This window comes from Burkholderia sp. FL-7-2-10-S1-D7 (genome assembly GCF_001524185.1).
GTDB lineage: Bacteria > Pseudomonadota > Gammaproteobacteria > Burkholderiales > Burkholderiaceae > Burkholderia > Burkholderia diffusa.
Window position 1 is genome coordinate 197,712 of record NZ_LOWY01000015.1, and the last position, 26,044, is coordinate 223,755.

26 protein-coding genes and 1 pseudogene are annotated in these 26,044 nt (G+C 66.2%); 11 read left to right on the plus strand and 16 right to left on the minus strand.

Annotation, left to right across the window (positions count from 1 at the left end):
* Positions 1-30: 30 nt before the first annotated feature.
* From WS75_RS07545 to WS75_RS33395, 14 genes are all read right to left on the minus strand, one after another.
* Positions 31-1,008 carry a type II secretion system F family protein gene (locus tag WS75_RS07545; RefSeq protein ID WP_059679918.1) on the minus strand — a complete coding sequence of 326 codons (978 nt, stop codon included), beginning with the start codon at positions 1,006-1,008 and terminating at the stop codon, positions 31-33.
* A gap of 33 nt (positions 1,009-1,041) precedes the next feature.
* A complete protein-coding gene (locus tag WS75_RS07550; protein ID WP_059679919.1) occupies positions 1,042-2,409 on the minus strand; it encodes a CpaF family protein in 1,368 nt (455 codons plus the stop codon).
* A 19-nt stretch (positions 2,410-2,428) separates the two neighbouring features.
* The gene (locus WS75_RS07555; protein WP_059679920.1) at positions 2,429-3,637 is read right to left on the minus strand and encodes an AAA family ATPase; all 1,209 of its coding nucleotides are present in this window, start codon (positions 3,635-3,637) and stop codon (positions 2,429-2,431) included.
* Positions 3,638-3,658: 21 nt separating this feature from the next.
* Positions 3,659-4,102, minus strand: coding sequence for a TadE/TadG family type IV pilus assembly protein (locus WS75_RS07560; protein ID WP_059679921.1), 444 nt, complete (start codon positions 4,100-4,102; stop codon positions 3,659-3,661).
* Entirely contained in the window at positions 4,099-4,632 is a 534-nt protein-coding gene (locus tag WS75_RS07565) for a TadE/TadG family type IV pilus assembly protein (protein ID WP_059679922.1), read from the minus strand. The genes WS75_RS07560 and WS75_RS07565 overlap by 4 nt, the downstream gene beginning before the upstream one ends.
* Positions 4,633-4,645: 13 nt before the next feature.
* Complete coding sequence (locus tag WS75_RS07570; RefSeq protein ID WP_059679923.1) at positions 4,646-5,917, minus strand: pilus assembly protein TadG-related protein; 1,272 nt, start codon at positions 5,915-5,917, stop codon at positions 4,646-4,648.
* 25 nt (positions 5,918-5,942) lie between these two features.
* Positions 5,943-6,242 (minus strand): hypothetical protein, encoded by a 300-nt coding sequence (locus tag WS75_RS07575; protein ID WP_059679924.1) that lies wholly within the window; start codon positions 6,240-6,242, stop codon positions 5,943-5,945.
* 20 nt (positions 6,243-6,262) lie between these two features.
* Positions 6,263-8,206 (minus strand): type II and III secretion system protein family protein, encoded by a 1,944-nt coding sequence (locus WS75_RS07580; RefSeq protein ID WP_059679925.1) that lies wholly within the window; start codon positions 8,204-8,206, stop codon positions 6,263-6,265.
* A gap of 115 nt (positions 8,207-8,321) precedes the next feature.
* Positions 8,322-9,167, minus strand: coding sequence for a Flp pilus assembly protein CpaB (gene cpaB / locus WS75_RS07585; RefSeq protein WP_059679926.1), 846 nt, complete (start codon positions 9,165-9,167; stop codon positions 8,322-8,324).
* Between the two features lie 35 nt (positions 9,168-9,202).
* Complete coding sequence (locus WS75_RS07590) at positions 9,203-10,603, minus strand: ATP-binding protein (RefSeq protein ID WP_059679927.1); 1,401 nt, start codon at positions 10,601-10,603, stop codon at positions 9,203-9,205.
* A gap of 32 nt (positions 10,604-10,635) precedes the next feature.
* Positions 10,636-11,175, minus strand: a complete 540-nt coding sequence (locus tag WS75_RS07595) for an A24 family peptidase (protein ID WP_059679928.1) — start codon at positions 11,173-11,175, stop codon at positions 10,636-10,638.
* A gap of 31 nt (positions 11,176-11,206) precedes the next feature.
* Complete coding sequence (locus WS75_RS07600) at positions 11,207-11,413, minus strand: Flp family type IVb pilin (protein WP_059679929.1); 207 nt, start codon at positions 11,411-11,413, stop codon at positions 11,207-11,209.
* A 167-nt stretch (positions 11,414-11,580) separates the two neighbouring features.
* Positions 11,581-11,763 carry a Flp family type IVb pilin gene (locus WS75_RS07605; RefSeq protein ID WP_059679930.1) on the minus strand — a complete coding sequence of 61 codons (183 nt, stop codon included), beginning with the start codon at positions 11,761-11,763 and terminating at the stop codon, positions 11,581-11,583.
* A gap of 98 nt (positions 11,764-11,861) precedes the next feature.
* Positions 11,862-12,089 carry a hypothetical protein gene (locus WS75_RS33395; RefSeq protein ID WP_156429734.1) on the minus strand — a complete coding sequence of 76 codons (228 nt, stop codon included), beginning with the start codon at positions 12,087-12,089 and terminating at the stop codon, positions 11,862-11,864.
* Positions 12,090-12,800: 711 nt separating this feature from the next.
* On the opposite strand from WS75_RS33395, the gene WS75_RS07610 reads away from it, so the two are divergent.
* The 5 genes from WS75_RS07610 to WS75_RS07630 all read left to right on the plus strand — a co-directional run bounded on the left by WS75_RS07610 (position 12,801) and on the right by WS75_RS07630 (position 18,267).
* Complete coding sequence (locus WS75_RS07610) at positions 12,801-14,039, plus strand: glycosyltransferase family 87 protein (protein ID WP_059679931.1); 1,239 nt, start codon at positions 12,801-12,803, stop codon at positions 14,037-14,039.
* Positions 14,036-15,415 (plus strand): glycosyltransferase family 87 protein, encoded by a 1,380-nt coding sequence (locus WS75_RS07615; RefSeq protein WP_059679932.1) that lies wholly within the window; start codon positions 14,036-14,038, stop codon positions 15,413-15,415. Before WS75_RS07610 ends, WS75_RS07615 begins: the two co-directional genes overlap by 4 nt.
* A gap of 27 nt (positions 15,416-15,442) precedes the next feature.
* A complete protein-coding gene (locus WS75_RS07620; RefSeq protein WP_059679933.1) occupies positions 15,443-16,486 on the plus strand; it encodes a glycosyltransferase family 2 protein in 1,044 nt (347 codons plus the stop codon).
* Between the two features lie 15 nt (positions 16,487-16,501).
* Positions 16,502-16,885, plus strand: a complete 384-nt coding sequence (locus tag WS75_RS07625) for a GtrA family protein (RefSeq protein WP_059679934.1) — start codon at positions 16,502-16,504, stop codon at positions 16,883-16,885.
* A 299-nt stretch (positions 16,886-17,184) separates the two neighbouring features.
* Positions 17,185-18,267, plus strand: coding sequence for an extracellular catalytic domain type 1 short-chain-length polyhydroxyalkanoate depolymerase (locus tag WS75_RS07630; protein ID WP_059679977.1), 1,083 nt, complete (start codon positions 17,185-17,187; stop codon positions 18,265-18,267).
* Positions 18,268-18,285: 18 nt separating this feature from the next.
* Here the strand turns inward: WS75_RS07630 and WS75_RS07635 are convergent, their stop codons facing one another.
* Positions 18,286-20,058: a histidine kinase gene (locus WS75_RS07635; protein WP_059679935.1), complete on the minus strand. Its 1,773-nt coding sequence runs from the start codon at positions 20,056-20,058 to the stop codon at positions 18,286-18,288.
* A gap of 82 nt (positions 20,059-20,140) precedes the next feature.
* A complete protein-coding gene (locus tag WS75_RS07640; protein ID WP_059679936.1) occupies positions 20,141-21,547 on the minus strand; it encodes an HD domain-containing phosphohydrolase in 1,407 nt (468 codons plus the stop codon).
* A 229-nt stretch (positions 21,548-21,776) separates the two neighbouring features.
* On the opposite strand from WS75_RS07640, the gene WS75_RS07645 reads away from it, so the two are divergent.
* The 6 genes and pseudogenes from WS75_RS07645 to WS75_RS07665 all read left to right on the plus strand — a co-directional run bounded on the left by WS75_RS07645 (position 21,777) and on the right by WS75_RS07665 (position 26,038).
* A complete protein-coding gene (locus WS75_RS07645; protein WP_059679937.1) occupies positions 21,777-22,070 on the plus strand; it encodes an antibiotic biosynthesis monooxygenase family protein in 294 nt (97 codons plus the stop codon).
* A 102-nt stretch (positions 22,071-22,172) separates the two neighbouring features.
* Positions 22,173-22,907 (plus strand): ABC transporter substrate-binding protein, encoded by a 735-nt coding sequence (locus tag WS75_RS07650; protein ID WP_059679938.1) that lies wholly within the window; start codon positions 22,173-22,175, stop codon positions 22,905-22,907.
* A gap of 237 nt (positions 22,908-23,144) precedes the next feature.
* Positions 23,145-23,267: pseudogene (locus tag WS75_RS35065) on the plus strand (CoA transferase); the annotation flags it as partial.
* A gap of 226 nt (positions 23,268-23,493) precedes the next feature.
* Positions 23,494-24,003 (plus strand): hypothetical protein, encoded by a 510-nt coding sequence (locus WS75_RS07655; RefSeq protein WP_059679939.1) that lies wholly within the window; start codon positions 23,494-23,496, stop codon positions 24,001-24,003.
* Between the two features lie 56 nt (positions 24,004-24,059).
* On the plus strand, positions 24,060-24,572 hold the full coding sequence (locus WS75_RS07660) for a hypothetical protein (RefSeq protein ID WP_044846926.1): 513 nt from the start codon (positions 24,060-24,062) through the stop codon (positions 24,570-24,572).
* A gap of 311 nt (positions 24,573-24,883) precedes the next feature.
* Complete coding sequence (locus WS75_RS07665) at positions 24,884-26,038, plus strand: c-type cytochrome (RefSeq protein WP_059679940.1); 1,155 nt, start codon at positions 24,884-24,886, stop codon at positions 26,036-26,038.
* Positions 26,039-26,044: the final 6 nt, after the last annotated feature.

Below are 26,044 nucleotides of genomic sequence, written 5' to 3' on the forward strand. Positions count from 1 at the left end.
CGAATCGGTTCGTGAAGCCTGAGACACGCGTCAGACGTGAATCCGGATGATGCGTCGAATCCACAGCATGCCGAATACCATCGACCCCAGCATCACTCCGACCATCTTGATGCCGGCCGGATCCTCCCAGAGCACTGCCAGAAACTCCCGGTTCAACACCGCCATCATGCCCGCCGTGCCGAATGGCAGCAGCCCGAGGATCCAGGCCGACAGCCGCCCTTCCGCCGACAGCACACGGACCTTGTCGAACAGCTTGAAGCGCTCTCGAACCAGCGATGCGATGCTGTCGAGCAGCTCGGCCAGGTTGCCGCCGGTCTCGCGCTGGATCAGCACCGCGATCACGAAGTAGCGCAGGTCATGGGCCGGCACGCGTGTCGCGAGGTTCACCAGCGCATCGTGCAGCGATACGCCGTAATTGATCTCGTCGAACGTGATCCGGAATTCACCGCCCATCGGATCGGGAAACTCCTCGCCGACCATCCCGAGGGCGCTCGTAAAGGAGTGGCCGGAGCGCAGCGCGCGCGCGATCATGTCGCAGACATCCGGCAGTTGGCGCTGGAGCTTGAGCATCCGCCGGTTGCGATGCCGCGTCACGTACATTGCCGGCATGCACGCGATCAGCAGCGCAATCGGCACCGTGGCGATCAGCGGCAACCCAGTGACCAGCAGGACGAGCATCGCCGTCACCGGCAATGCCGCGCTGTACACGACGAGCTTCGCCACCGACCAGTCGAGCCCCGATTGCTGCAGCAGCAAATCCAGCGACTGCACGCGCGGCGTACGCAGCAACAGCCGGTCGAACGGTTTCGATTCGTCGAGCATCCGCTTCTTGAGAATCGAGAGCCGCTCCTGCTGCACGTTGCCGCCGGCCGACATCGCGCGCAGGCGCGACTCGATCCGGCGTGCCGCGGCACCGTGGCGTGAGTTCCACCATTGATAGACGCCTTCGATCGCGAGCACGACCGCGACGAAGGTGAGAATCACAAAACCGTAAAATATCGAGTCCATGAGACCTCCCCGGAATCAGACGACTGCGCGTCGTTACTTCGACTCGTAACGCTGCGCCGGGTCGTACAGTGAATCCGGCAGGTTGATGCCGAACGCCTGCAGCCGCTCGGCGAACTTCGGCCGCACGCCGGTCGCGCAGAAGTGTCCGCGCACCGTCCCGTCGCGATCCATGCCGGTGCGCTTGAACGTGAAGATCTCCTGCATGTTGATGATGTCGCCTTCCATCCCGGTCAGCTCCTGAATGCTGACGATCTTGCGCTTGCCGTCGGTGAGCCGCGTCGCCTGGACCACCACCGAGATCGCCGACGCGATCTGCTGGCGCATCGTCTTCGGCGGCAGCGTCAGGCCGCCGACGCTGATCATGTTCTCGAGCCGCGTGAGCGCGTCGCGTGGCGTGTTCGCGTGGATCGTCGCGAGCGAGCCTTCGTGGCCGGTGTTCATCGCATTGAGCATGTCGAGCGCTTCCGCGCCACGCACTTCGCCGAGAATGATCCGGTCCGGCCGCATCCGCAGCGCGTTGCGCACGAGCGTGCGCTGCGTGATCTCGCCCTTGCCCTCGATGTTCGGCGGCCGCGTTTCGAGCCGCAGCACGTGCGGCTGCTGCAGTTGCAGCTCCGCCGCATCCTCGATCGTCACGATCCGCTCCGATCGCGGGATGAAGCCCGACAGGATGTTGAGCAGCGTCGTCTTGCCGCTGCCGGTCCCCCCCGACACGAGCACGTTCACCTTGGCCTTGGCCAGCGCATCGAGCAGCTCCGCCATCGGCGGCGTGAGGCTCTGGTAACTCACGAGGTCGTCCATCTTCAGGGGGTTGACCGCGAAACGCCGGATGGACATCAGCGGCCCGTCGATCGCCGACGGCGGAATGATCGCGTTCACGCGCGAGCCGTCCGGCAGACGCGCATCGACCATCGGGGTCGATTCGTCGATGCGCCGCCCGACCCGCGACACGATCTTCTCGATCACCTTCATCAGGTGCGCGTCGTCGTAGAACGTCACGTCGGTCAGCTCGAGCTGGCCGGCGCGCTCGACATAGACCTGCCGGTACGTGTTCACGAGGATGTCGGAGATGCCGGGGTCGCGCAGCAGCGCCTCCAGCGGGCCGAACCCGAACATTTCGTCGTACACGTCGATCGCGAGCTGGCGCCGCTCGATATCGTTCGCGGGCATGCGCTCCTCGTCGAGGATGCGCGAGATCAGCGCCGAGATTTCCTGCCGCACCTGTTCCTGCGGCAGCCGCGACAGACGCTCCAGCTCGACCCGCTCAAGAACCGCCACGTGAATTTCACGGCGCAGCTTCTGGTACGCGTCGCGTACCGACGAATGCGTCGCACCTGCCGGTTCGGTGCCCGTCGCCTGGGGCTGCGTCCGGTACAAGGACATCTGTTCGCGCAATGACATGATGGTTTCCCCGAAAGATTCACATGGACTTGAGCTTCGGCGTGGCCTTGCGGCCGAACAGCCGGGACATCAACGGTTCGCTGCTGGACGCGTCGTGCCTGGAGCGCACGCCCCCTTCGACGATCTGCTTCGCACAGGCCTGCAACGCACGCGTAACCGCGGCGCTGCGTGCGACGCGCGAGACCGGATGCCCCAGGTCGAGCGCTTCGCGCACGGTATCGGCGTCGTCGGGTATCGTGCAGCTCGCGTGCAACCCGAGCACTTCCTCGAGCGCGGTGCGGGACCGTTCGCTCGCGCGCGTCGTCCGGTTCACCACCAGCCGCATCTGGTCGGTCGGGTAGCCGAGCGACACGAGAATCTCCAGCAGCCGGCGGCCCGCGCGCACGTGCGGCATCGCGGGCTGCAGCACGAGGTGGACCTGGTCGCTGCGATCCAGCGCGATCATCGACAGCGGATTGACGCTCACGCCGATGTCGAAGATCACGAAGTCGTAGCGCGGCGCCGCGACGCCGAGGATCCATTCGAGCGCATCCTCGCGCATCTCCGCGGCCTTGACCGGGTCGCCCGCGCCCGCCAGCACGTGGAAGGTCGGCGTCACGTGCGCGACGCTCGCGTCGAGAAACGCGCCGTCGAGCCGCTCGATCTGCGCGCACAGCTGCGGCAGCGTCGACGGCGGCGTTTCGTCGCTGACGAGGAATGCGGCATCCGCGAACTGCTGGTTCAGATCGACCAGCAGCACGCGGCGCTTATATCCTTCGGCGATCTCGTACGCGACGTTGCAGGCGGCGAAGCTCGTGCCCGCGCCGCCCTTGCACGACATGAACGACACGAAGCGCGTATCGTCGGCGTCGCGTCGCGTGCTTTGCGCGGCGGCACGCTCGAGCGCACGGGCCAGCGCCGCGTGGTCGATCGGCCACTGCAGCACGTCGCGCGCGCCGGCGCGCATCGCGTCCAGCAGCACGTTCGGCGCCGTATCGGCCGTCACCAGGATGCAGGTCAGGCCCGGGTGCAGCCGGCAGATCCGCTCGAGCGCCGACAGCTCGGCCGCCTCGGTCGTCGCGCCGTCGATCAGCACGATGTCGAATGAATCGAGTCCGTCCGTTCGATGCTCGATCTGCGACGGCCGTCCATGTGCGCGTGTCACGCGATAGTGCCCGCTGTCGGTAACCAAGCGCGCGATCTGCGTGAGCCTGGCGGTATCGTCGGCAGCTACGAGGATATTGATCATGGCCGTGCCTCGTCGGTTCGATTATTGACAGGCGGTGCCGCCCGTGGATGAATTCAGGCTTTCGCGCGACAGCGTCGTGGTGAACGGCGGCATCGTGATCGAGACGCTCGCGAGCGGAATCATCGTCTTGACCGTGACGTTGGTCATGCTGACGGTCACGAACGAGCAGGAGCTCACGTCGCAGCCCGACGGCGTGTAGCTCACCGACACGTTCGCGCTCGACAGCATCGGCATCAGCGACTTCACGCGCTTCACGACGCCGGCGGCGTTCACGTCGCAGACGATCGCCGTGCGTGCGCCGAGCCGGATGGCCTCGGCCGCCGTGTTCCAGTAAAACAGCACGCGCCCGAATTCGAAGACGCCGATCAGCAGCATCATCAGGATCGATGCGATCAGCGCGAATTCGACGATCGTCGCGCCGCGTTGTGCGCGGCGACGCGACGGCAGACAGGAGCGCGGGTTCATGACACTTGCCTCATCACGGTGACGATGTTGCCGAAGGTGATCGACGACAGCCCCGGGTAGGCCGGAATCGGCTGGTACTGATAGCCCTTCACCTTCACCTCGACGACGTTGATGCTGCCGGTCGCCGTGCCGCTTGCCGCGTTGTTGGTCGCATCGTAGGTCGGCAGGTTCGCGAACTGCGGCGGATCGGACGCGTCGGCGCAATCGGTCGAATGCGCGGCGTCGCACACGATCACCATCGATGTCGTGAGCCCCGGCACCAGCTCGGTGCCGGCGGACCCGCAGGTCGTGTTGCCGTAGACGACCAGGCACTGCGCCGCCGCGAGCGGATACGCGCTGTCGGCCGGCAGATAGACCGACAGGTAGCGCGCCGCGTCGCGCGTCGCCTTGGTGAGGGTCTCGTACTGATAGATCGCGCGGCCGAACTCGGCCACACCGGTCGCGAGCACGATCATCGGCATCAGCACGAGCGCGAATTCGACCGCGGCGACACCGCGCATGCGCGACCGGCGAATCGGGAGCCTTTTCATGATCGCGTCTCCACTATTGAACGAGCATCGGCACTTTGAGGCCGACCGAGCTGCCGCTGCCGGGCAAACCGTGCGTCGCGCAAGGCGTGCTGCCGGATGACGCCGAGCCGAGGTATTCGAGATGCGCGACGACCCCGCCGGCGCCCGGGCTGAACGGCAGCGGATCGAGCATCAGCACGCAGTCCCACTGCGTGACGGTCAACTGGTTGCTTGCCCCCTTCAGCGTCGAGCAGTCGCCCTCGGGGGCAAGCGCGACCCGGCGGTCGCCGCCGAACGTCTGATAGTTGCTTGCCGTGGCGGTCCCTTTGGTCGCGATGCCGCTGCCGGTCGGCGGCGTGCCGTCGCCCTGGTAGGACTTGAAGCTTGCGCGATCGAGCACGAACTGCGTGTACGCGTCGCCGACGATGCCCGCGGTCCCCGGCGGCCCGTAGTTGGGGCCGACGTACGCGTAGCCGGTGAAGTCCGGCTGGCCGCTCGAGCCGTTGGCGCCGTTCGTGTAAATGCCGAAGCGGGTATTCCAGGCGCGCAGCGACGCGGCCTTCAGGCCCGTCGAACCCAGGGTGGGCGGCGACGTGATGTTGCAGGTATTGCCGGACAGTTCGCTGGCGATGGTCGGCTCGTTCGTCGAGCCGTCGAGCGCCGCCCAGCCGAAGTTGCCCGGCCCGTACGTCGACGACGAGCCGGAAGGCGACGAGATCCAGTCACCGACCTTGTACGGCGCGGCGGCCGCCGCGCGGCACACGAACACCGGGATCGCACAGGTGGTCTGCCCGGCGCCCACCGTCGCAATCGCGCTCGCCGAGACCTGCGCCGCGTTCGCGACCTGCACACCGGGAATCGTGTTGAGCACCTCGATGAACCAGTGCGCGATGTTGGTCAGCTGCGCCGTGCACTTCACGTACTTGATGTTCGACGGCGTGGCGACTGCCGTCTTCGTCACGAACGAATTGGTCAGCGAATCGCTGAACGTGACGTTCGAATCCGTCTGCATCTGCACCGCGTTCTGCTGAAAGAAGGCGAAATTCGAGTGGCCGGCGGCGATGCCGTCCGCTTCCGCCACCTGCAGGCTGATGGCCGACGTGAGGTCGCGCGCAGCGGACAGCGCGCATGAGTCGGCGCTGTTCTGAAGTTCGCTGCGCGTGACGTACAGCTTGCCGAGGTCCAGCGCGAGACCGACGAACCCGATCATCACCGCCAGCGCGAGGCCGACGATGATCGCGACGGCGCCTTGCTGGCGATGCAAGCCTCGACGCGTGAGTTTCGGATGACGAGCTGCGCTGGACATGGCGTTCTCCCTGAGCGTGCCTGTGCTATTGCCCCGACGCCTTGCCGATGCCGATCACGAATGCATTGGCTTTCGGCTCGGGCTGCTTGAACGACTTGTCGTAGTTGTCGAGCGCGGACGCGGCGGCGCTGCCGTCGACCCCCGGGCGCGAGGCCGTGTGTTCGGCGGCATGCGGATCGATGATCTGGGCTTGCGTGACGGCGCGGACCGAGTCGCCGAAGCGACTGTCCCACACCGGCGTCGACGACATGCAGCCGGCAAGCGCGAACGCGAGCGGGACGGCGAGCGCCGCACGGCGCACGAATACGAGGTAGGCGGATTTCATGAGCTTCCCCTTGGATGGCTTCAACGATCGGTGGACGCGGGTTCCGCATTCGCCCGCGCGATCTGCGCGTGGGCGGCGGCCGGCAGACTGTTCTTCGGACGCGGCGCGGGTTTGGCCGGCGTGTCGGAGCCAGCCGCCGCGAGACGCGCGGCAGCGGCTTCGATGCGCGCGATCCGTGCCGCGCTGGCCTCATCGGCCTGCGGTTGCGGCTGCGGTTGCGGCTGCGCCGGCTCGGCGTTCACCGCCCCTGCCGCCCCTGGCGCTGCAGCCGCCGGCTTCTCAGCCTCCGCCGGCACCGTCGCCGGTGCGTCGGCGGGCTGCGGCGCACGCGGTGCGGGCAGCGCGGCAGCCGGTGCAGACGATTGCGGCGCGGGAGCAGGCGCCGGCGTCTGCGGTGCATCCATCGCGCCATTCGCCGGTTGCGCGCCCGCCTTGCGGACACCCTTGCGCCCTTCCATGTTGCCGGTCGCATACACGTCGGCTTCGTTGGGCTTCGAGAAGCTGTCGGTCGGCAGCGGCACGTCGGCAGTCTGCAGCGGCCTCACGAGGTGCGGCGTGATCACGAAGATCAGCTCGGTGCGGTCCTGCTGGAACGACGTGCTGCGGAACAGCGCGCCGAGCACCGGCACCTCGCCGACACCGGGAATCGCCTTCAGCGCGCCGCTCGCGTTGTCCTTGATCAGCCCGCCGATCGCGAACGATTCGCCGTCGCCCATCTGGACCGTCGTCGATGCACGCCGTGTCGTAATCAGCGGCAGGATCGACGTCCCGCCGATGTTGCTCGCGGTCAGCGTGACGCCCGTCTGCGACAGTTCCGACACTTCTGGCGCGACCTTCAGGCTGATCCGGCCGTTGCCGAGCACCGTCGGCGTGAACTTCAGCGCGACGCCGAACTCCTCTTCCTGCAGCGTGATCGTCGACACGCCCGACCCACTGCTCTGCGGCACCGGGATGAAGATCTTGCCGCCGGCAAGGAATGTCGCCTCCTGGCCGCTGATCGTCACGAGGTTCGGCTCCGCGAGGATCTTGACGAGGTTGTCGGTGTTCTGCGCATCGGCCGCGATGCTGAACGGCTTGTTGTTCGCCTTGTTGAAGACTGCGCCGCTCGCGACACCCGCGAGCAGGTTGCTGACGAGCGCGCCGCTCCACGAGCCGAATCCGCCCTGGATGTTGAATGCGCTGCCCATCTGGTTGATCAGCGTCTTCGACACTTCGGCGACCTTCACCTCGAGCATCACCTGCTGCGGCGACGTGACGGCCAGCATGTTCAGCACGCCGGCGCCCTTGCCGCCGCCGTCACCGGCGCTGTCGCCGTACGCATGAGCAATCTGCACCGCCTGCTGCGCGGCCAGCGAGTTCGACACGGTACCGGCCAGCACGATCGTGCCGGCGGCGGTCGATACGTGAATGTCGCGCTCGTTCGGCATCAGTTGCATCAGCGACGCTTGCAGGCCGCCGGCGTCCGCGCCGACCGCCACGTCGATCACGCGGCATGCACCGCTGCGACCCTGCACGATCATGTTGGTCGTGCCGACCGACAGCCCGAGGATGTACAGCGTCTGCGGCGACACCATCGTCGCCTGCGCGACGGCCGGGTTGCCGATGGTCCGGTTGCGGACCGGCTCCGGCATCGGCACCAGCAGCGACTTGCCGAGCGGCACGCTGACGCTGGTCGACTCGCTCACCGCGCCCACGCAATTCGGTCCGCGCAGCGGGCCGGCCGATGCGGCAGGCGCGGCGGCAGGCGCCGGCGCCATGCTGATCGTCATCTGCATCGGCCCCTTGGCGACGGCAGCCGGCGCGCTCGCGCCGCCCTTCACCAGCGCAGCCGATTCAGCGCCTTCCTGGGCCAGCGCGCTGTACACCGTCAGCCACCCCGTACACAGGATCGCGGCCATCATCGTGCCCCGTGCGATGCGCGTGTGCACCGGGCCGGTACCTGAATGTTGCGGATTGATCTTCATTTCGTCTGATCCCCCGAGTGACCGGCGAGCGGCCGGTTGTCTGCTTCCAAGGCCGCCGTGCCCTGACGGCGGCCGATCTGGTTAATCTGTTTATCTGGATGTGTGTTCTTCGGCTTCAGAAGCATTCGACGCTGCCCCGTACCCCGGTCAGCACACCTACGCAATCGTGCCGTGCGTCCGGTGCCGCGTGCGACGCAACGTGCACGCGCACGGTCCGTACGCGTTCGTGTACCGGTGCGGGCGGCGCGTCGGGTACCGGCGCCTTGCCGAGCAGCGTCAGCTTGGTCGCGCCATCGGTAGCCAGCGTCTTCTGGTCGACCTGGTTGCGCAGCACGAGCGACAGCGTGCCGACGCTGCGCGCGAGGTCGAGGCGTTCGGCCTGATCGGGCGTGACTTCGAGCGTCACCGCGTTGACGACCTTCGGTGCGGTGTCGTCCCGGCTGACCTGCTGCGCGACGGCCAGCACCAGGATGTGCTCGAGCACGATCTTGGAGATACTCTGCCCGTCGGTCTTGCCCTGCTGTTCCTGCGTGTTGACGATCACGTCGACGTAGTTGCCCGGCAGCGCGAAGCCCGCGACGCCCACCACGTCGTTCACCCGCACGGTGATCGCACGGCTGCCGTCGGCGATCACGGCGGACAGCCCGCCCTTCGTGCCGACCGGCGCGAGTTTCGACTCGATCACCGGTTCGCCGCGCGCGAGGCTCGTGCGCACGACGCGCCCTTCGAGTTCCTTCGTGTCGGTGAACGCGCCGGTCGGCACGCTGCCCGACGGCCAGCTCACCATGCGGACCTGGTTCGGCCCGAGCGGCTCGCCCAGGTTCAGGTCGGTGGTCGCCACCGCGACCGACGTCACTGAGCTGTTGGACGTATTCATCAACCAGCGGGACGCGAACACGACCGCGGCAAGGCCCGCGACCATCGCGACGATCAGCATCATGAGCGCTCGACTGTTTTTCATGGCAATGCTCCTCAACGAATCGTGAAAGAAACGGCTCAACCGGTTATGTACGTGTGACCGCCGTGCTCGGCAGGCGGCAGATATCCGCCGTCGCGCTCGGGCGCGGTGCCGAAATAACTGGCCCATGCGTCGTGCAGCGCGTCGTGCGTCACCTCGAGCGGATCGCCGCGATACCGCGCGCCGGCGGCGACGAGGCGCAGCAGATCCATCGGGAAGCATGCGAGATATGCCTTGCCGGTCGGCAGGTGCAGCCGGTGCAGCAGATAGTCGAAGGCGTCCTGCGTCGACACCAGTCCGAGCGACTCGCATGCGGCGTCGAACACCGCGCGGTAGTGGTCGATCGACAGCGCGCCGACGTGAAGCTTGGAACCGAGCCGGCGCAGGAATGCGTCGTCGGCGAACTGTTCCGGCGCCAGGTTGCTCGAGAACACCGGCCAGACATCGAACGGCAGCACGAATCGATTGCCGGATTCGAGCGTCAGGAAATCGACGCCGCGATCGAGCGGTCGCAGCCAGCGGTTGAGCAGGTCGCGCGGCTCGACACGCTGGCGGCCGAGATCGTCGATGATGTACATGCCCATGTTCGCCTTCATGTGCGGCGGCGCCTGGTAGAAGCCCGCCGCGTCATCGCGGCGCAGGTCGAGTTCGTCAAGCGTCAGCTCGCCGCCGGACATCACGACCGGCCGCTCGCACAGACGCCAGCGGCGATCGACCGACTGGCCCTCCGTTTGCGACGGCGCGTCGACATGCACGAGCGGATCGTAGATCTGGATCACTTCCCCGGCCGCATGGATCGCATACGGCACCGGTACGTGGCCACCCATCAACGCGCCGAGCCGCTCGGCGAGGAAGGTCTTGCCGCTGCCGGCGGGGCCGTAGATCAGCAGCGGACGGCCGGAGTTCAGCGCGGCGGCCGCCGAGTCGAGTACCGACGTGTCCATCACGATGCCTTCGAATACGGCCCACACGTCGTTCTGAGCCACGTGCAGCTTGCGCACCGAATGGGTGGACACGCAGTCGAGATACGCGTCGAGCGTCACCGGCGCGGGCCCGCTGTAAGTGCTGCGCGCACACTCTTCGAGTGCGGCCACGCGGCCCGCGTCGGTCAGGCGGAACGTCACGTCGAGATCCGTCTTGCCGCGATGGGTAAGTTCGACCAGATGCTCGCGCACCAGGAACGCGAAGACGTCGTCGAGCACCGCGAGCGGCAGGCAGTGGCGCTCGATCAGGTCGCCGTAGGACGGACGGCCGAGCACCAGCGTCGACTTCAGAACGAGCCCTGCGACGAACGCCTGGCTCAGTCCGGTTTCCTCGAGCGAGCGCGGCGCGGCAGGCAACTGCGTGCGCGGCTTCGCATGCGCCTCCCGCAACGGCGACGGGAGCGGCAGGTGTGCAACCTGCGCGTCGCGCTTCGGTTCGGTGGGGATCGTGTTCATGTGCGTTTCATCCTCGTTGCGGGTTCGTCGCGCTAGACGCACGAAGCGAACAGCGTGCCCAGCGTGCCGGCGGCAATTGCCACGCCATACGGCAACGCGCCGACCGACGCAACTTCGATGGGGCCGTCGGTTGCCCCTGCATACGCGCGGATCGAGCGATGCGCGATGAGCGCCCGGACGTTCGCGCACATCTGGCGCATGCGCCCGCGCAGCAGCACCAAGCCGATCGCGCCGATCCCGCCGGCCAGAAACGTGGCCAGCACGATGTAGAACGCCATCTGTGCGCCGACCCATGCGCCGATCGCCAGCATCAGCTTCACGTCGCCTGCAGCCATCCCGCGCATCAGATAGAACGGCAGCAGCATGCCGAAGCCTGTCGCCGCGCCGGCAAGCCAGGCAAGTGCGCCCGCCTGGACTCCGTGCAGCGCGCACTGGGCGATCAGCGCGCCGGCCAGCCCGATCGCGACGAGCCGGTTCGGGATGCGTCGGCTCGTGATGTCCGTGCTGGCCGCGACGACGACGAGCACCGTCACGCACAACGGGACCGGGTAAGGCAGTGCGGCAGGCAACATGGCGAACCTCGATTGGCTGTAATGGTCGGGATCACTGACCCAGTGCGGTATTGACCGCCGCGGTCACGATCGCCGCGATCATGTTGTACGCGTCTTGAACCGAACCTTTCAGGGTAACCACGCTTCCCAGCACGATGGTGGCGAACACTGCCGCGATCAGCGCGTACTCGATCGACGTCACTCCCTGCTCGTCGCCGATCCATCGCGATATCGCTACCGCACTTCCGCTGGTCCGCATGACAGCCTCCGATTCAGTTGATCGAGAGAGCGGGGAGACTCGCGCAGTGCACCGGCCGAGTCATCCGCCGTTCGCTCCGTTCGACATCTGTTGGTTGAGTGTCCGGCCCTGCACGAGTGACGGGATGGCGACGAACGGGCCGGACCCGCCGTTCGCCGCCCCGCCATTCAGATCGCCGCGTTGAGATCGTCTGCAATCGTGTTGAAGACGGTCTTGAGGTCGTTTCCGACCAACGTCAGCGCTGCAACGAGGCCGACTGCAATAAGTGCGGCAATCAGGCCGTATTCGATGGCCGTCACGCCTTGTTCGTCTTGAACGAAACCGCGGATCTTCTTGATGAACGTGGACATGGCTAATCTCCTTTTGCACTACTATTGAAATCCCGTTGTCGGGGATCGACGCGGGGAGCGGGTACTACGTGAACAACACAAGGATTCGGATGCTGTGCTCAGCGACGCACACGGCAGGGTACGAGCCTGGCCTGGCGAACGATCGTCGGTGAGCTGATGCGTGCGATATGCATGCGCGCTGCGATCTGGCGAATGGCGCGATCGAGCAGAACGGCGAAATAACCGTCCCGGGCATGAATACGGATTGAACGGATGACGCTAACGCGCCGATGCGACTGCGGGTTTTCTTCGCGGCATGCAAGCCGCGATGTGCTCTGGTCTTTCATTTTTATTCCCCAAATGCTGTCATGTGATTCTTTTTGCGCGGACGATGCCGTCGCCTATTCGCCCGGTCGACGTTTCCGGCGGTTTCCAAGGTCTGGGCTGCGTATTCCCCGACGCGCCCTCGATCCGTTGATTTCCGCAGGTGATTTAGTCCGGTCTTGTCAGCCTGTTGCTTCAACCGGTCGTTCATCACGTCGTCGACTGTCGTGCGGACCTTATCGCAAAGAGCAGGCCAGCCGGAGGGAAAACGAGGCGCAGCAAGGGTTTCGTCGATTCATCCATCGAGCGGGTTTCGGCGCGCTGCACAAAATGTTTCAGATTTGATATACGCGTGCAGGCCGGCGCCGCGTGCCGGCAGGGCGCCGCCGTGCTGTGCAAGGGCCCCAAAAAATTTTCTCGGGATTTTCCCGAATCCGGGTCGCCCGTCGCCCGACGCGCATTCCACACACCGCCGAACCGGTAAAAAACACGAAATGTTTCATGCGAGAAACATCTTTTGCGCCGGTACGGATTTATCAGACGTCAAAACCCGCATTTCAGCCATGTCGCGGTCGAATAGCCATTTCGCGATTTAGCCCGCGGTTTGCGTCACGCGATTTTTTCTCCAACAATGCACTCACCGGACAGCGCCATCGAACGCGATTCGATCCGGACACACGACAACACAAAAAGGCTGCGCAAGACCAGGCAGCCTTCACCGCAAACGGGGCATCATGTACACAGCCAATCGTGGAGTGCGCTATCGCGCCAAACGCTGTGCTCAATGGCTGACAGCTGACCGGATCGTTCCATACAGCTGCGTCATGCTGCTGCTGTGCGTCGCTTTTCTGATCACCTGGGGCATCGTTACGGACAACTTCACGTCACAGACGACTGCGCGACCGGGTGTCGACTTATCCGTCTTCTGGACCGCGTCGCAGCTCGTGCTGCAAGGCCATGCCGCAGCGACCTATGATCCGGTCTTCTTCTCCCATGCCGAGGTAGCGCGGTTCGGTTCCTATATCGGTCACCAATCGCTGCCCTGGCTCTATCCGCCGACGATGCTGCTGTTCATCGCGCCGGTTGCCCTCGTGCCTTTCCTGCCCGCGTATTTCCTCTTTTTTGCGGGCAGCCTTTTATGCTATGCGTATGCCGTCCTGCGTCTGTCGGGCCTGCGTGCGCACCTGCCCGTTCCGCGCGCCGCCGCGCTCGCCGTGCTCGCCTATTCGGGCGTGTTCGCGTGCGTCCTGTACGGGCAGAACAGCATTCTGACCGCCGGCATCGCCGCACTCGCTCTGCATTTCCTCGGCCGACGCCCGGTCGTCGCCGGCATGCTGATCGGGTTGCTCGCCATCAAGCCGCAGATGGCGCTGGTGTTTCCGTTCGTGCTGATCGCGACGCGCTCGTGGCGAACCTTCATGTCGGCAGCGATCACGACCACGCTGTTCGCGGTGGCCGGCATTGCGCTGACCGGCACGGGCTCACTGACCGGCCTGGCCCATGCGATGTCGATCGTGCGCGGCATGCATTTCACGCTGCCTGCCTACTGGTTCGTTTCGCCGACGCCATTCGCGGCGCTGCGCCTCGCGGGTGCATCGATTCCGGCCTCGCTCGCCGCGCAAGCCGCCGTGGGGCTGCTCGCAATCGCCGCCGCCGTTCAAGTCTGGCGTCGCACGGACGACATGCGGCTGCGCGGCGCGGCGTTGGCGGTCGCCACGCTGTTGTCGACGCCCTATCTGTGGCATTACGAGCTGGCCTGGCTCGGCATCGCGGTCTTCTGCCTGATCGCCCACGGTCTCGACGAAGGCTGGCTGCCGGGAGATCAGATCGTGATCGTGCTCGCGTGGCTGCTGCCGATATTCGAGGTGTTCAACCGTATCACGAGACTGCCGCAGATCGGCCCGGTCGTGCTGCTCGCCGTCCTGTTCGTCGTCGTGCGTCGCTCGACCCTCGCGTCGCGGAATGCGCAATGAAATCGCCGCTCTCCCTTCTGCATGTCGATTCACCCATCGACGCCCATCCGGAACTGCCGATCGCCGGCCCGCGACGGTTCCCGCATTGGCTCAATCGTGATCGGGTGCGCCTCTATGCGGCAGCGGTACTGTTCACCGAGTTGCTGTTCATCTGCGTCTATCTCGCACGCGTGCATGGGTCGCATACGTCCGTGCCCGAACCGCTCGCGCAGGATCTCGCGCCGATCTGGAGCGCCGCAAGGCTCGCCGCGCTCGGCCATGCGGTGGACGCATGGCAGTTCTCCTCGCTCTTCTCGATCGAGAAGCTCGCGATCCCGATGATGAACGCCGCGGACGGCTCGCTGCCGTGGCTTTATCCGCCGACCATGCTGCTGTTGGTGCTGCCGCTCGGCTGGATGCCGTACCTGCTCGCGCTGGTGCTGTGGATCGGTGTTACCTACACGCTGTTCGCGGTGACGATCCGCGCAACCGTGCAGCGCGATGCCGCGTTGCTCTGCGCGCTCGCGTTCCCCGGCGCGTTCCTCACGGTGATCGTCGGGCAGACGAGCCTGCTTACCGCGACACTCGCGGGCTTGGGACTGTTGACGCTGAATCGCCGCCCCGTTATCGCCGGCATCTGCTTCGGTTTGCTGACGATGAAGCCGCAGATGGCGGTCCTGTTCCCGCTCGCGCTGCTTTGCGCCGGACAATGGCGCGCACTGGCCGCATGGGCCGCGACGATCGCCGTTGGCGTCGTACTGACGACGCTTGCGTTCGGGATCGAGTCGTGGATCGCATTCATGCACGGCATCAACGACGCGTATCAGACGGTCAACGCGGGCCACGTCAAGCTCGCGCGCATGCCGACCGTGTTCGCGCTCGCCACCCTCGCCGGCTGGCCCGCCTCTGTCGCGCGTGGCCTGCAACTGCTGTCGGCCGCGGCCGCCGCGATCGCCGTCGTGTACGCGTGGCGCGGCGCGTGCTCGTACGCGCTGCGCGCCGCCACGCTCGCCTGCGCATGCCTGATCGTCAGCCCGTACCTGTATGACTACGACCTGACCTGGTACGGGCTCGTGATCGCGTGGTATGCGCGCTATGCGTGGACGCACGGCTGGCGACGCTTCGATCGCGAATGGCTGATGCTGATGTGGGCGACGCCGCTCGCCGGCCTCGCGATCGTCACGCATCTGTCGTTCCAGTTCATGCCGCTCGTCACGCTGGCGTCGCTGGCGCTGCTCGTCAGCCGGATTGCACAAGAACGACACGACGTGCCGTCGATGCCCGACACACACGACAACTCGACCGAGACCGGCTTCCCGCATCCGGTCCGCTCACACCACCGCCCGGCGCACGGACTGCGCCGCGCCGGCCGCCCCGCCTTCGGTGCCGGCCGCTGACACGCACGCCTTACGAGGGAACTCATCATGCGCGAACCACTCTACACACCGCTCGTCTCGCTGGTCGTACCGTTCTACAACGAAGGCGAAGCCGTCGAACGCTTCTTCGACGTCGTGATTCCGCTGATGGCTGGTCTCGATGCGATCCGCTTCGAGATCGTCTGCGTGAACGACGGTAGCCGCGACGACACGCTCGAACGCCTGATCCGGGTCAGCATGACCGACCGCCGCGTGCGCGTCATCGATCTCACCCGCAACTTCGGCAAGGAAGCGGCGCTGACGGCCGGCCTCGACGAAGCGGGCGGCGACGCGGTGATTCCGCTCGACGCTGACCTGCAGGATCCGCCGACCCTGATTCCGGTGATGCTCGAGCACTGGCGCAACGGTGCGGAAGTCGTCGCCGCGAAGCGCAGCAACCGCGCATGCGATTCGTTCTCGAAGCGTACCGCCGCCGCGATCTACTACCGCGTGCACAACCTGCTGTCGGACGTGAAGCTGCCGGAGAACGTCGGCGACTTCCGGCTGATGGACCGCAAGGTCGTGAACGCGCTGCGCAGCCTGCCCGAGCGTCATCGCTTCATGAAGGGGCTGTTCGCGTGGGTCGGCTACCAGACCGTGATCATCGAGTATCAGCGCGAAGCGCGCAGCGCCGGGCACTCGAAGTTCTCCGGCTGGAAGCTGTGGAACTTCGCGCTCGAGGGAATCACAAGCTTCAGCACGGTGCCGCTGCGCAGCTGGACCTACATCGGCCTCGGTATCGCCGCGCTCGCATTCCTGTACGGCGCGTTCATCGTGGGCCGCACGCTGCTGTTCGGCAACCCGGTGCTCGGCTATCCGTCGCTGCTGTCGGTGACGCTGTTCATCGGCGGGATCGAGCTCGTCGGCATCGGCGTGGTCGGCGAGTACATCGGACGCATCTACGACGAGTCGAAGCAACGCCCCGTCTATCTGATTCGCCGTCGCTACCAGACGCACGCCAAGGTGATCGAACTGCCGGTCGCGCGCGATGCGCGGCGCCCGAACGCACGCCGCCGCGCGCAGCCGGCCCGCGTGCGGGTGGGTGAACGCTGAAGCGCGGAGGTAGCGATGTTCCAGCTGCTTTATGCCGAGCGCGTGCGGCTGGCGCGCTTCGGCCTGTCCGGGCTCGGCTCGACCGCGCTGCACGTGCTGATCGCATCCGCGATGTACGCGCTGTTCGATGCGACTCAGGTGATCGCCAACGCCGTCGCGTTCGTCTGCGCGACGGTCTTCTCGTATCTCGCGAATACGCTGTGGAGCTTCTCGTCGACCGTGCATTCGCGCAACCTGCTGCGCTATCTGACCGCCGCGCTCGCCGGCTTCGCCGAAACGATGCTGCTCGCGCGCACCGCCGAACTGCTCGACGTGCCTCGCGGTTGGGCAATCGTAGCGATCGCGCTGCTGATCCCGCCGACGATGTTCGTGATCCACCGGTTGTGGACGTATCGGTGAAGCGTCGACATCCGGGCGCACGCCATCGACGTCCGTCGGAAGTGGGGTCAAAGCATTCACCGATTGGTCACGCAACCATCGCACCCGAGGCGAGCGACGCCTGTTAGGATGGTGCGTGGCCGGCCAGAATCGGGACGCCGCCGGATCGATGTCGCGCGGCGTGGTGTTCCGTCGGTCAGTCGCTCCCCGTATCGGCCGTGCCGCGGCACGCATTGTGCGCTGCCGCCCGCATTCGCCGTCCATCCAGCGGCCAGGCTCGCCGCATGCTGTCGCGCGAGCTGCCGGCACGAGATCCGTCCATGCCCAGGAAAAAATCCAGCCTCTGGCTGCGGCCATTCGATCTGCTTTCCGCCGCGGCGACTACGCGCCCCAAAAGGAAGACGACCAAACCGGCGCCGTCCACCCAGCGCGCGGCCACCGCCCGAACCACGCGTCACGTGCGCGCGCCGGCGGCGCCCGCGCGGACATCACCATATCAGGCACCCGGCACGTGGCTGCGCTCGTTTCATTCCGCGCGCCCTGCCGCCGGCCGCCTCGTCAACCATCTCGCCTACGCGCTGTACCTGCCCGCCGCTTCGGCGGCGAGTGACGGCATGCCCGTCGTCGTGATGCTGCACGGCTGCAAGCAGTCGGCCGAGTCGTTCGCCGCGGGCACGCGCATCTGTCGCATCGCCGAGCGCGCCGGGTTTGCCGTGCTGTTTCCCGAACAGGCGAAAACAGCCCATTCGCATCGCTGCTGGAACTGGCATGGCGATGCGTCGCAGTCGGAGGCTCCGGCGATCGCGTCACTGGTCGACGCGATCGTGCGGACGCGCGGGTTCGACCGCGACCGGGTCTACCTGGCCGGGATGTCGGCCGGCGCGGGACTGGCGGCACGGCTGGCGATCGAGTCTCCCGAACTGTTCGCGGCCGTCGGCCTGCACTCCGGTCCGGCGATCGCGCCGCCATTGTCGACGATGGCCGCGATGAGCCTGATGCGCCGCGGCCTGCGCGACGATCCGATCAGCGTCGTCGACGCCTGCGTCGACGTGGATGTTTATCCGGGCATGCCCGCGCTCGTCATGCATGGCGGACTCGATACGGTCGTCGCCGAACAAAATGCGCGGCAGCTCGGCGTCGCGTTCGCGCGGATCAATCGGCTCGTCGACGAACAGGGTGAACTGCGTGTCGGCGAGCAACATACCTATGCGCATGACGATGCCGATTACACCGACTATCTCCGCGGCGGCCGGCTGATCGTCCGGGTCTGCATCGTCCGCCGCCTGGCGCACGCGTGGAGCGGCGGCGATCCGCGCGAAGCGTTCCACTCCGCGACAGGGCCGGACGCAACCGCAATGTTCTGGAATTTCTTTCGCAGGCGGCGGCGCAAGCGGGTGCGGTAACGACGCGTCACCTGTCGCTTATGCCCGTTGCTCGGCTGCCGCCGCCGCATCCGCGCTGCCTTCCGCGCGCCGGATCGGCAGTCGAACGCAGAACGTCGTGCCGCGCCCCGGCTCGCTCGTCACGTCGATCGCCCCGCGATGGCGCTCGACGATGCCGTGCGACACCGACAGCCCCAGCCCCGTGCCCTGCCCGACCGGCTTCGTCGTGAAGAACGGATCGAAGATCCGCCGAACGACGTCGGGCGTCATGCCGGTGCCCGTATCGCTGATCGCGATCGACACCTGTTCGCCGTCGCTCGACGTGCGGATCGTGATCACGCCGCGCACCGCAATCGCATGTGCCGCGTTGACGAGCAGGTTCATGAATACCTGGTTCAACTGCGACGGAAGACATTCGACCTGCGGCACGTCGCCGTACTCACGGACGATGTCGGCCTTGTACTTGAGTTCGTTGTGTACGACGTTGAGCGTGCTCTCGAGGCCCGCGTGGATATCCACCACGCTCCATTCGCCGCTGCCCGGCCGCGAGAAATCGCGCAGGTCCTGCACGATGCGCCGCACCCGCACCGCGCCGTCGATCGATTCGTCGATCAGCGTCACGATCTCGTCGCGCACGTAGTCCAGATCGGCCTCGCCGCGCATCGCCGTCAGCGCATCGCGCGTCGCCGGTTCCAGCTGCGTGAGCGCGGCGTCATGCGCGGCGATCACGTCGAGCAGGCTTCGCACCCACGTCCTGAGCGTATTGAGGTTCGCGCTGATGAAGCCGATCGGATTGTTGATCTCGTGCGCGACGCCGGCCGCGAGCTGGCCGATCGACGCGAGTTTTTCCGATTGCAGCAACTGCACGTGGGTTTCCTCGAGCGCCCGCAGCAGGCGCCGCTGTTCGTCCTTCTCCTGTTCGAGCCGACTCTGCGCCGCCCGGCGCTCGTCGATCTCGGTCGCCATGTTCTCGCGAGTCCTCTGCAGCATCGCCGTCGTCTGCTCGTAGCGCCGCAACGCCGTTTCGAGTTCCGCGGTCCGCAATCGCACCAGCCGTTCGAGCGTGTCTGTCATGCCGCGCAGAAAAGTCGTGCGCGCATCGAAGCGGCAGACGAGCAGCGTGACGATCAGCGTCGCCATCGTGAACAGTGCGATGGTCGTCGCGAGCCACGGCGCATCGATGCCGTTCGCGGCGCCGCAGCGCGCATCCGGTGCGAAATGCGCGGCCGCCATCGCGGTGTAGTGCATGCCCGTGATGGCGATGCCCATGATCAGCGCGGCGCCGATGCGTTGCGCGGTCGCATGGCGCGCCTGTTGCGCGCGCAACGTCTGCGCCATCCAGAGCGCGACGGTCGATGCGATCACCGCGACGCCGATCGACGCCGCGAACAGCGCGGGATCGTAGCGGATGCCCGGCGCCATGCGCATCGCGGCCATGCCCGTGTAATGCATTCCGACGATTCCCGCGCCCATCAGCATGCCGCCCGCCAGCAGGCGCCGACGGCTCAACCGCGCGCGCGTGACGACGTTCAGCGCGAAATACGACACGAGCACCGCGATCGCCAGCGACGCGCCGGTATCCGGCAGCGCATAGCCGAGCGGGATCGGCAGCGACAGCGCCAGCATGCCGACGAAATGCATCGACCAGATTCCGGTGCCCATCGCGGCCGCGCCGCCGGCCAGCCACGCGCGCTTGAGCGTCGGGTTGTCGAGCAGCGAAATGAACGCGGCCAGGTCGAGCGCCGTGTAGGAGGCCAGCGTCGCGATGACGAGCGACAGCAGGACAAGCAGCAGGTTGTAGGTGCCATGCATGATCGAGCGCCCCGGTCGGATTGAACGCGTTGCCGCGACGCGCGACCGATCGCGCGCCACGGCCCGGCCGTCCTGCGCAACGTCAGGCAGGCGACGTGCCGGCCGGCGCCTGCGTCGACGCGGCGGCGCCGGTCATCACGAGAATGTCGAACGTCGTGCCTTCGCGTGCCTCGAAACGGCGCACGAGCTCGATCTGGTGCGCCGACATCACGCTGCCCTTCGTCATCAACAGCACCCCGCGATGCGTGCGCAGATCGTCGGCGAGCTGCATCCCCTCGCGCAGTTGCCCGGACCGGATCTCCGCGACGGACGCCGCGATGCGCAGGCTTGCCGGATCCCGCATCAGTTCGATGAAGCGCGCGACGAGCAGCGGGTCGTAACGCACGCCGGCCTGGGAGTGCAGCACGTCGATCGCCTGCTCGACCGAATGCGGCGAACCGATCTCGCCGTTGCGCAACCCTTCGAAATCGCGCGCGATCGCGACGATCCGCGAGCCGAGCGGAATCGCGTCGCCCGCGAGCCCGTCCGGCGTGCCGCGTCCATTGAATCGCTCGTACTGGTGCAGCACGATCGACGCGACCTTGTGCAATTGCGCAACCGGCGTGAGCACCATCTGCGCACGCAGCGGGTGCTGCTGGAACAGGCTGTGTTCGTCCGTCGTCATCTTCACGAGCGGCTTGTGCAACAGCTCGTCGGGCAGCGACAGCTTGCCGATGCCGTGCAGCAGTCCCGCGAAATACACGTCCTGCGCGTGCAGGCTGCTCATCCCCGCCGACAGCGCGAGACGGCGCGCGATCTCGCCGACGTGCATCGCATGCCCGCTCGCCGACCCGCAGCGCAGCTCGATCATGCTCGCGCAGACCTGCACCATCGCGGTGAAACTGCTTTTCAGGTCGTGCTGCGCCGCTTCGAGAAACATCACGGTTTGCCCGAGCTCCTCGGTGCGCGCGCGAACCTGTGTTTCGAGTTCCGTATTGAAGCGGCGCAGCGTTTCGTTCTGCGCTTCGGTCAGCGCGGCCAGCCGCGCGGCCTCGCCACGAAGGCGCCGCTGTTCGAGCGCCTGCTCGATGGTCATCAGCAGGTCATGATCGTCCCACGGCTTGTTCAGGTAGCGATACACGCCGCCTTCGTTGACGGCCTCCACGATCGACGCGATGTCGGAATAGCCGGTCAGCAGGATGCGCATCGTGTCCGGGTACAGCGCGCGAGCGCGGGCAAGAAACGCCGCGCCGCTCAGGTTCGGCATGCGCATGTCCGACACGATCAGGTCGACTTCGGTCGACGCCAGGACGTCGAGCGCGGCCTCGCCGCTTTCGGCGGTCAGGATGTCGTAGCGCGCGGGCCGCAACACGCGCTTGAGCGCGGACAGCACGCTCGGCTCGTCGTCGACCAACAGGATCGACGGGGCGGCGGCGGGGGTGTCGGATGCGGTTGCGACGATCGTTTCGGGCGGTGCATCATTCGGTCCGTTTATCGCGGATGTCGTCATGGCTGTCCTCGGATTGTTTATCTTCACCACCTCTGTGACATCGGCTCGTGCCGCGTATTCCATATTGGGGAAAACGCTGACTTGCATAAGTCGATCAGCGGCGCCCGTCGCACGGTCGGCCGCGCGCGAGCCGGTCATCCGGAACACGTGACGCGGACTTCCGGTATCGTTGCGGGACGCGTCGATCATGGCGCGCCCTGTCGCATCATTCCCCCCGCATGGAGCATTCATGATTCTGGAAATGGCATCGCTCGAAATCGATCCGTCGCAGGCCGAGCAATTCGAAGCGGCGGTTCGCCAGGCACTCCCGCTGTTCGCCCGCGCGCACGGCTGCGGCGGCGCCGAGCTGCACCGCGTGATCGAGCGCAGCGGCGGCTACCTGCTCGTCGTCAAATGGGACACCGTCGACGATCACATGGTGCGTTTCCGGCAATCGGACGACTTTCAGGCGTGGCGTCAGCTGGCCGGGCCGTTCTTCAAGAGCCCGCCGCAAGTCGTGCATACGGAAGTCGCGGTGAAGTAGTCGAGACGAAGCAACGAGCCAACCGATCCGTCACGGATGATGCTGCCTCGGCGCGCTGACCGTTCGTCGTTCCGGCACATCCGATTCCTTACGAGCCCTTTCATGACCGTCGACCCTTCCGTCCTTTCCGCATTCGCGCCGACCGGCAAGCTGCGCGCGTCGATCAATCTCGGCAATCCGATCCTCGCGAACCGCGACCCAGCCACGGGCGAGCCGTTCGGCGTATCGATCGACCTCGCGCGTGCGTTTGCCGAGCGGCTGTCGGCCGAGCTCGAACTCGTCGTGTTCGATGCTGCCGGCAAGTCGGTGCAGGCGCTGACCGAAGAACGCGCCGATTTCGGCTTCTTCGCGGTCGATCCGCTGCGCGGCGAAACGGTCGCGTTCACCGCACCGTACGTGCTGATCGAAGGCTTCTATCTGGTGCGCGACGATTCGCCGATCCGCGGCAACGCGGACGTCGACCAGCCGCACAACCGCGTGGCCGTCGGCAAGGGCAGCGCGTACGACCTGTTCCTCACGCGCGAACTGAAAGCCGCGCAGATCGTGCGCGCGCCGACATCGCAGGCCGTCGTGTCGACGTTCGTCGAGCAGCAGCTCGAAGTCGCGGCGGGCGTGAAGCAGCAGCTCGAGGCCGACGCGGCGAAGACGACGGGCCTGCGCCTGCTCGACGAGCGCTTCATGGTGATCCGCCAGGCGATGGGCGTGCCGAAGAGCCGCGGCGAAGCAGCCGCCGCGTTGCTCGGCACGTTCGTCGAGGAGATGAAGGCGTCGGGCTTCGTCGCGGATTCGCTGCGGCGGCATGGCATCGTCGGTGCGTCGGTCGCACCGCGTGCCTGATCGATGCGCACGTGAAGTCATCCTCACGATGCCGGCGCGCCAGATCGGTGCTGCCAGTCGGCCCCCGCGCCACCTCGTACTCGACACGTCGCTCACGCGGCTGAACGTCGTCATCGACGGGATCCGGCGCGGCACGGTATGTCGCCAACGGCTGCCGGCGCGGGCATTCATCACGCTGCGCGGTGTCCCGCCGCCGTTGTGCCGGCAGGCGATCGCGGTGAGGCCATCGCGGGCGGCGCGGGCGACGAGCCACGCATGGATCCGGTGCCGGCACTCGGCCAGCATACCGATGCCGTGCTGCGCGAACTCGGCTATGCCGATGAAAAGATTCACACGTTGCACACCACCGGTGCAGTCTGACCGGGCCTTTCCGCGCTGAGCGGAGTGTGCCCTTCATCGTCAGATCGAAGCAATGGTTTCGTATGAATTTCCGCTGATGCACTGTTCGCCCCATTTACAGCGCACTCGCGCGATGACCGGCTGCACTGAAGCGGGATCCCGTGTAATCACGTACGCGCGCACGGGTACTACGCTACCGATGCTGACATAAAATAGAACGTACTCCAGACTGAAAAAGGGGGCCGACATGAGGCGCCTCTATTTCCTCGTCCCCGACACGCAGATGGCAAAGGCGGTCGTGGATGACTTGCTCCGCGCGCGCATCATCTGGCGCCATATCCACGTCCTCGCCGATCACAGTGTCACGCTTGATGAGTTACCCGAAGCGTCTTTGCTGCAAAGCAGCGATGTCGTGCATGCGCTCGAGCGTGGTGTCGCACTCGGCGGCGCGACAGGCGCGCTCATCGGTCTCGTCGCACTCGTATACCCCCCTGCAGAGCTCGTGATCGCGGGCGGCGCCGTCGTCGCATTGACGATGGTGGGAGCGGGCTTCGGCGCGTGGACGGCCGGGATGATCGGCATCGCCGAGCCGAACGCGCGACTCGAGCGATTTCGTGAAGCGATCAAGGAAGGCCAGATCCTGATCATGGCCGACGTGCCGGCATTGCGAGAGCAGGAAATCGAGCAGATGATCGCCCGACATTTTCCGAATGCGGATCTGGAGGGCGGCGAACCTACGTCACCGGTTTTCCCCTGACACCCGAAAACCGGCCTGCCTGAGTGCTGAGGTTGATCCTTCAGCAAGGAGGTTCTATGGAACTGCACATTCAATCACACCATTGGCAACGGCGCATGCCGGACTGGCTCGCCGCTGCCGTAGCCGGTCTTGCGGGTGGCGCGCTGGTGATCGTACTCGAATTCTTCTGGTCGACCATGGTGCTCGATGAAAGCCCGTGGCAACCGACCCACAAGATCGCGGCGATGGTGATGGGCCGCGGTGCGCTCGAACAGATGTCGGTGTTCAGCTTCAGCATCGTGGGAATGGCGCTGCTGCTGCACTATGTGCTCGGCGCCATCATGGGGATGATCCTCGCCGCGATCATGGCCCCGTTCCGCTTCGATTCGAGCGTCGGCATGGAGGCCGTCATCGGCCTGGCTTTCGGGATCGTCGCGTACGTATGGAACTTCTACGTGATGACCGCCGTGTTCCCGTGGTTCATCTCGGAGCGGGGATCCGGACCGTTGTTGGCCAACCTGCTGTTCGGTGTGGTGACCGCCGTTGTCTACGGCATGCTCGAACGGCGCAAGCAGAACGCGATGCACTGACACGCCGTTTCGTCGCGCCGCGCGAGATGGCCGCCTCGACAATCCATGCGAGGGCGGCCGTTTTGGTCGTCGTCGCGGCGGGTGGCACCGTCTGTCGTGTATGCGGGTATGGGAGCGTGCCGCTCCCCTTGCGCTGCCTTGCACGATGCAAAGGCGCGGACTACCTTTTCTTTAGAGCCGCCGACGACGCTTGGCGAATCGGTCTTGGTGGACTGCCGGCAAAATGTAATACGAAATCCGGCAAGGCGGCACGACGTTGCCAGGAGCGCGGGTTGGCGGCTTCCGGCGAGTGACGCGCGGCGAGGCGGCCCATGGCGCTTGCGATTGCACTGATCGTGATCATCGTATTGGCGGTGGGGTTTCACTTTGCCAGTCCCTGGTGGATCACGCCGATCGCGTCGAACTGGGTGCGCATGGACGACATGCTGACGATCACGCTCGTCATCACCGGCGCATTCTTCATCGCAATCAACCTGTTCATCGCGATCGCACTGATGCGCTACCGCCACCGCGGCGGACATCGCGCGGCCTATGAGCCGCACAACCGTCGGCTGGAATGGTGGCTGATCGGCCTGACCGCCGTCGGCGTGGCGGCGTTGCTGGCACCCGGTCTCTTCGTCTATGCGGACTACGTCCGGCCGCCACGCAACGTGCTGCAGATGGAAGTGCTCGGCCGGCAATGGCAATGGCGCTTCCGCTTCGCCGGCCCCGGCGGCAAGCTGGGCACGACGGACGTGCGCTACGTCAGCAACGACAACCCGTTCGGCCTGAACCCCGCCGACCCCAACGGCCGCGACAACTACCTGATCGAGACGCCCGAGGTCCACCTCCCGCTGAACCGACCGATCCAGGTTCTGACACGGTCGCTCGACGTGCTGCACGACTTCTACGTGCCGCCGTTCCGTGCGCGCATGAACATGGTGCCCGGCTTGGTGACGACCTTCTGGTTCACGCCGACCAAGGCGGGACGTTACGACATCCTGTGCGCGCAGCTCTGCGGCATCGGGCACTCGAACATGCGCGGCGTGGTGGTGGTGGAAGACGAAGCATCGTTCTCGCGCTGGCTGGCGCAGCAGACCACCTTCGCGCAGCGGCAGCAGGCCGGCGTGCAGGCCGCTGCCGCCACGGCAGCCGGCAGCGCCCAGGCGCTCGCCGACCAGGGCAAGGCGCTCGCGGCAGCCAAGGGCTGTTTCGCGTGCCATACCGTGGACGGGAGTCCGCGCGTGGGCCCGACCTGGAAGGGCCTGTACGGCAAGACCGAAACGATGGCCGACGGCAGCACCGCGAAGGTGGACGAAGCCTATCTGCGCGCGTTCATCCGCAACCCGACGGCCCGCGTCGTGAAGGGGTACGCACCGATCATGCCGCATTTCGACCTGAGCGAGCAGGAGCTGACCGCGCTCGTGACCTACATCGAATCGCAAGGCGGCCCGGCCGCCAGCACCGCGGCCAACCGCCAGCCCTAGCGGAGC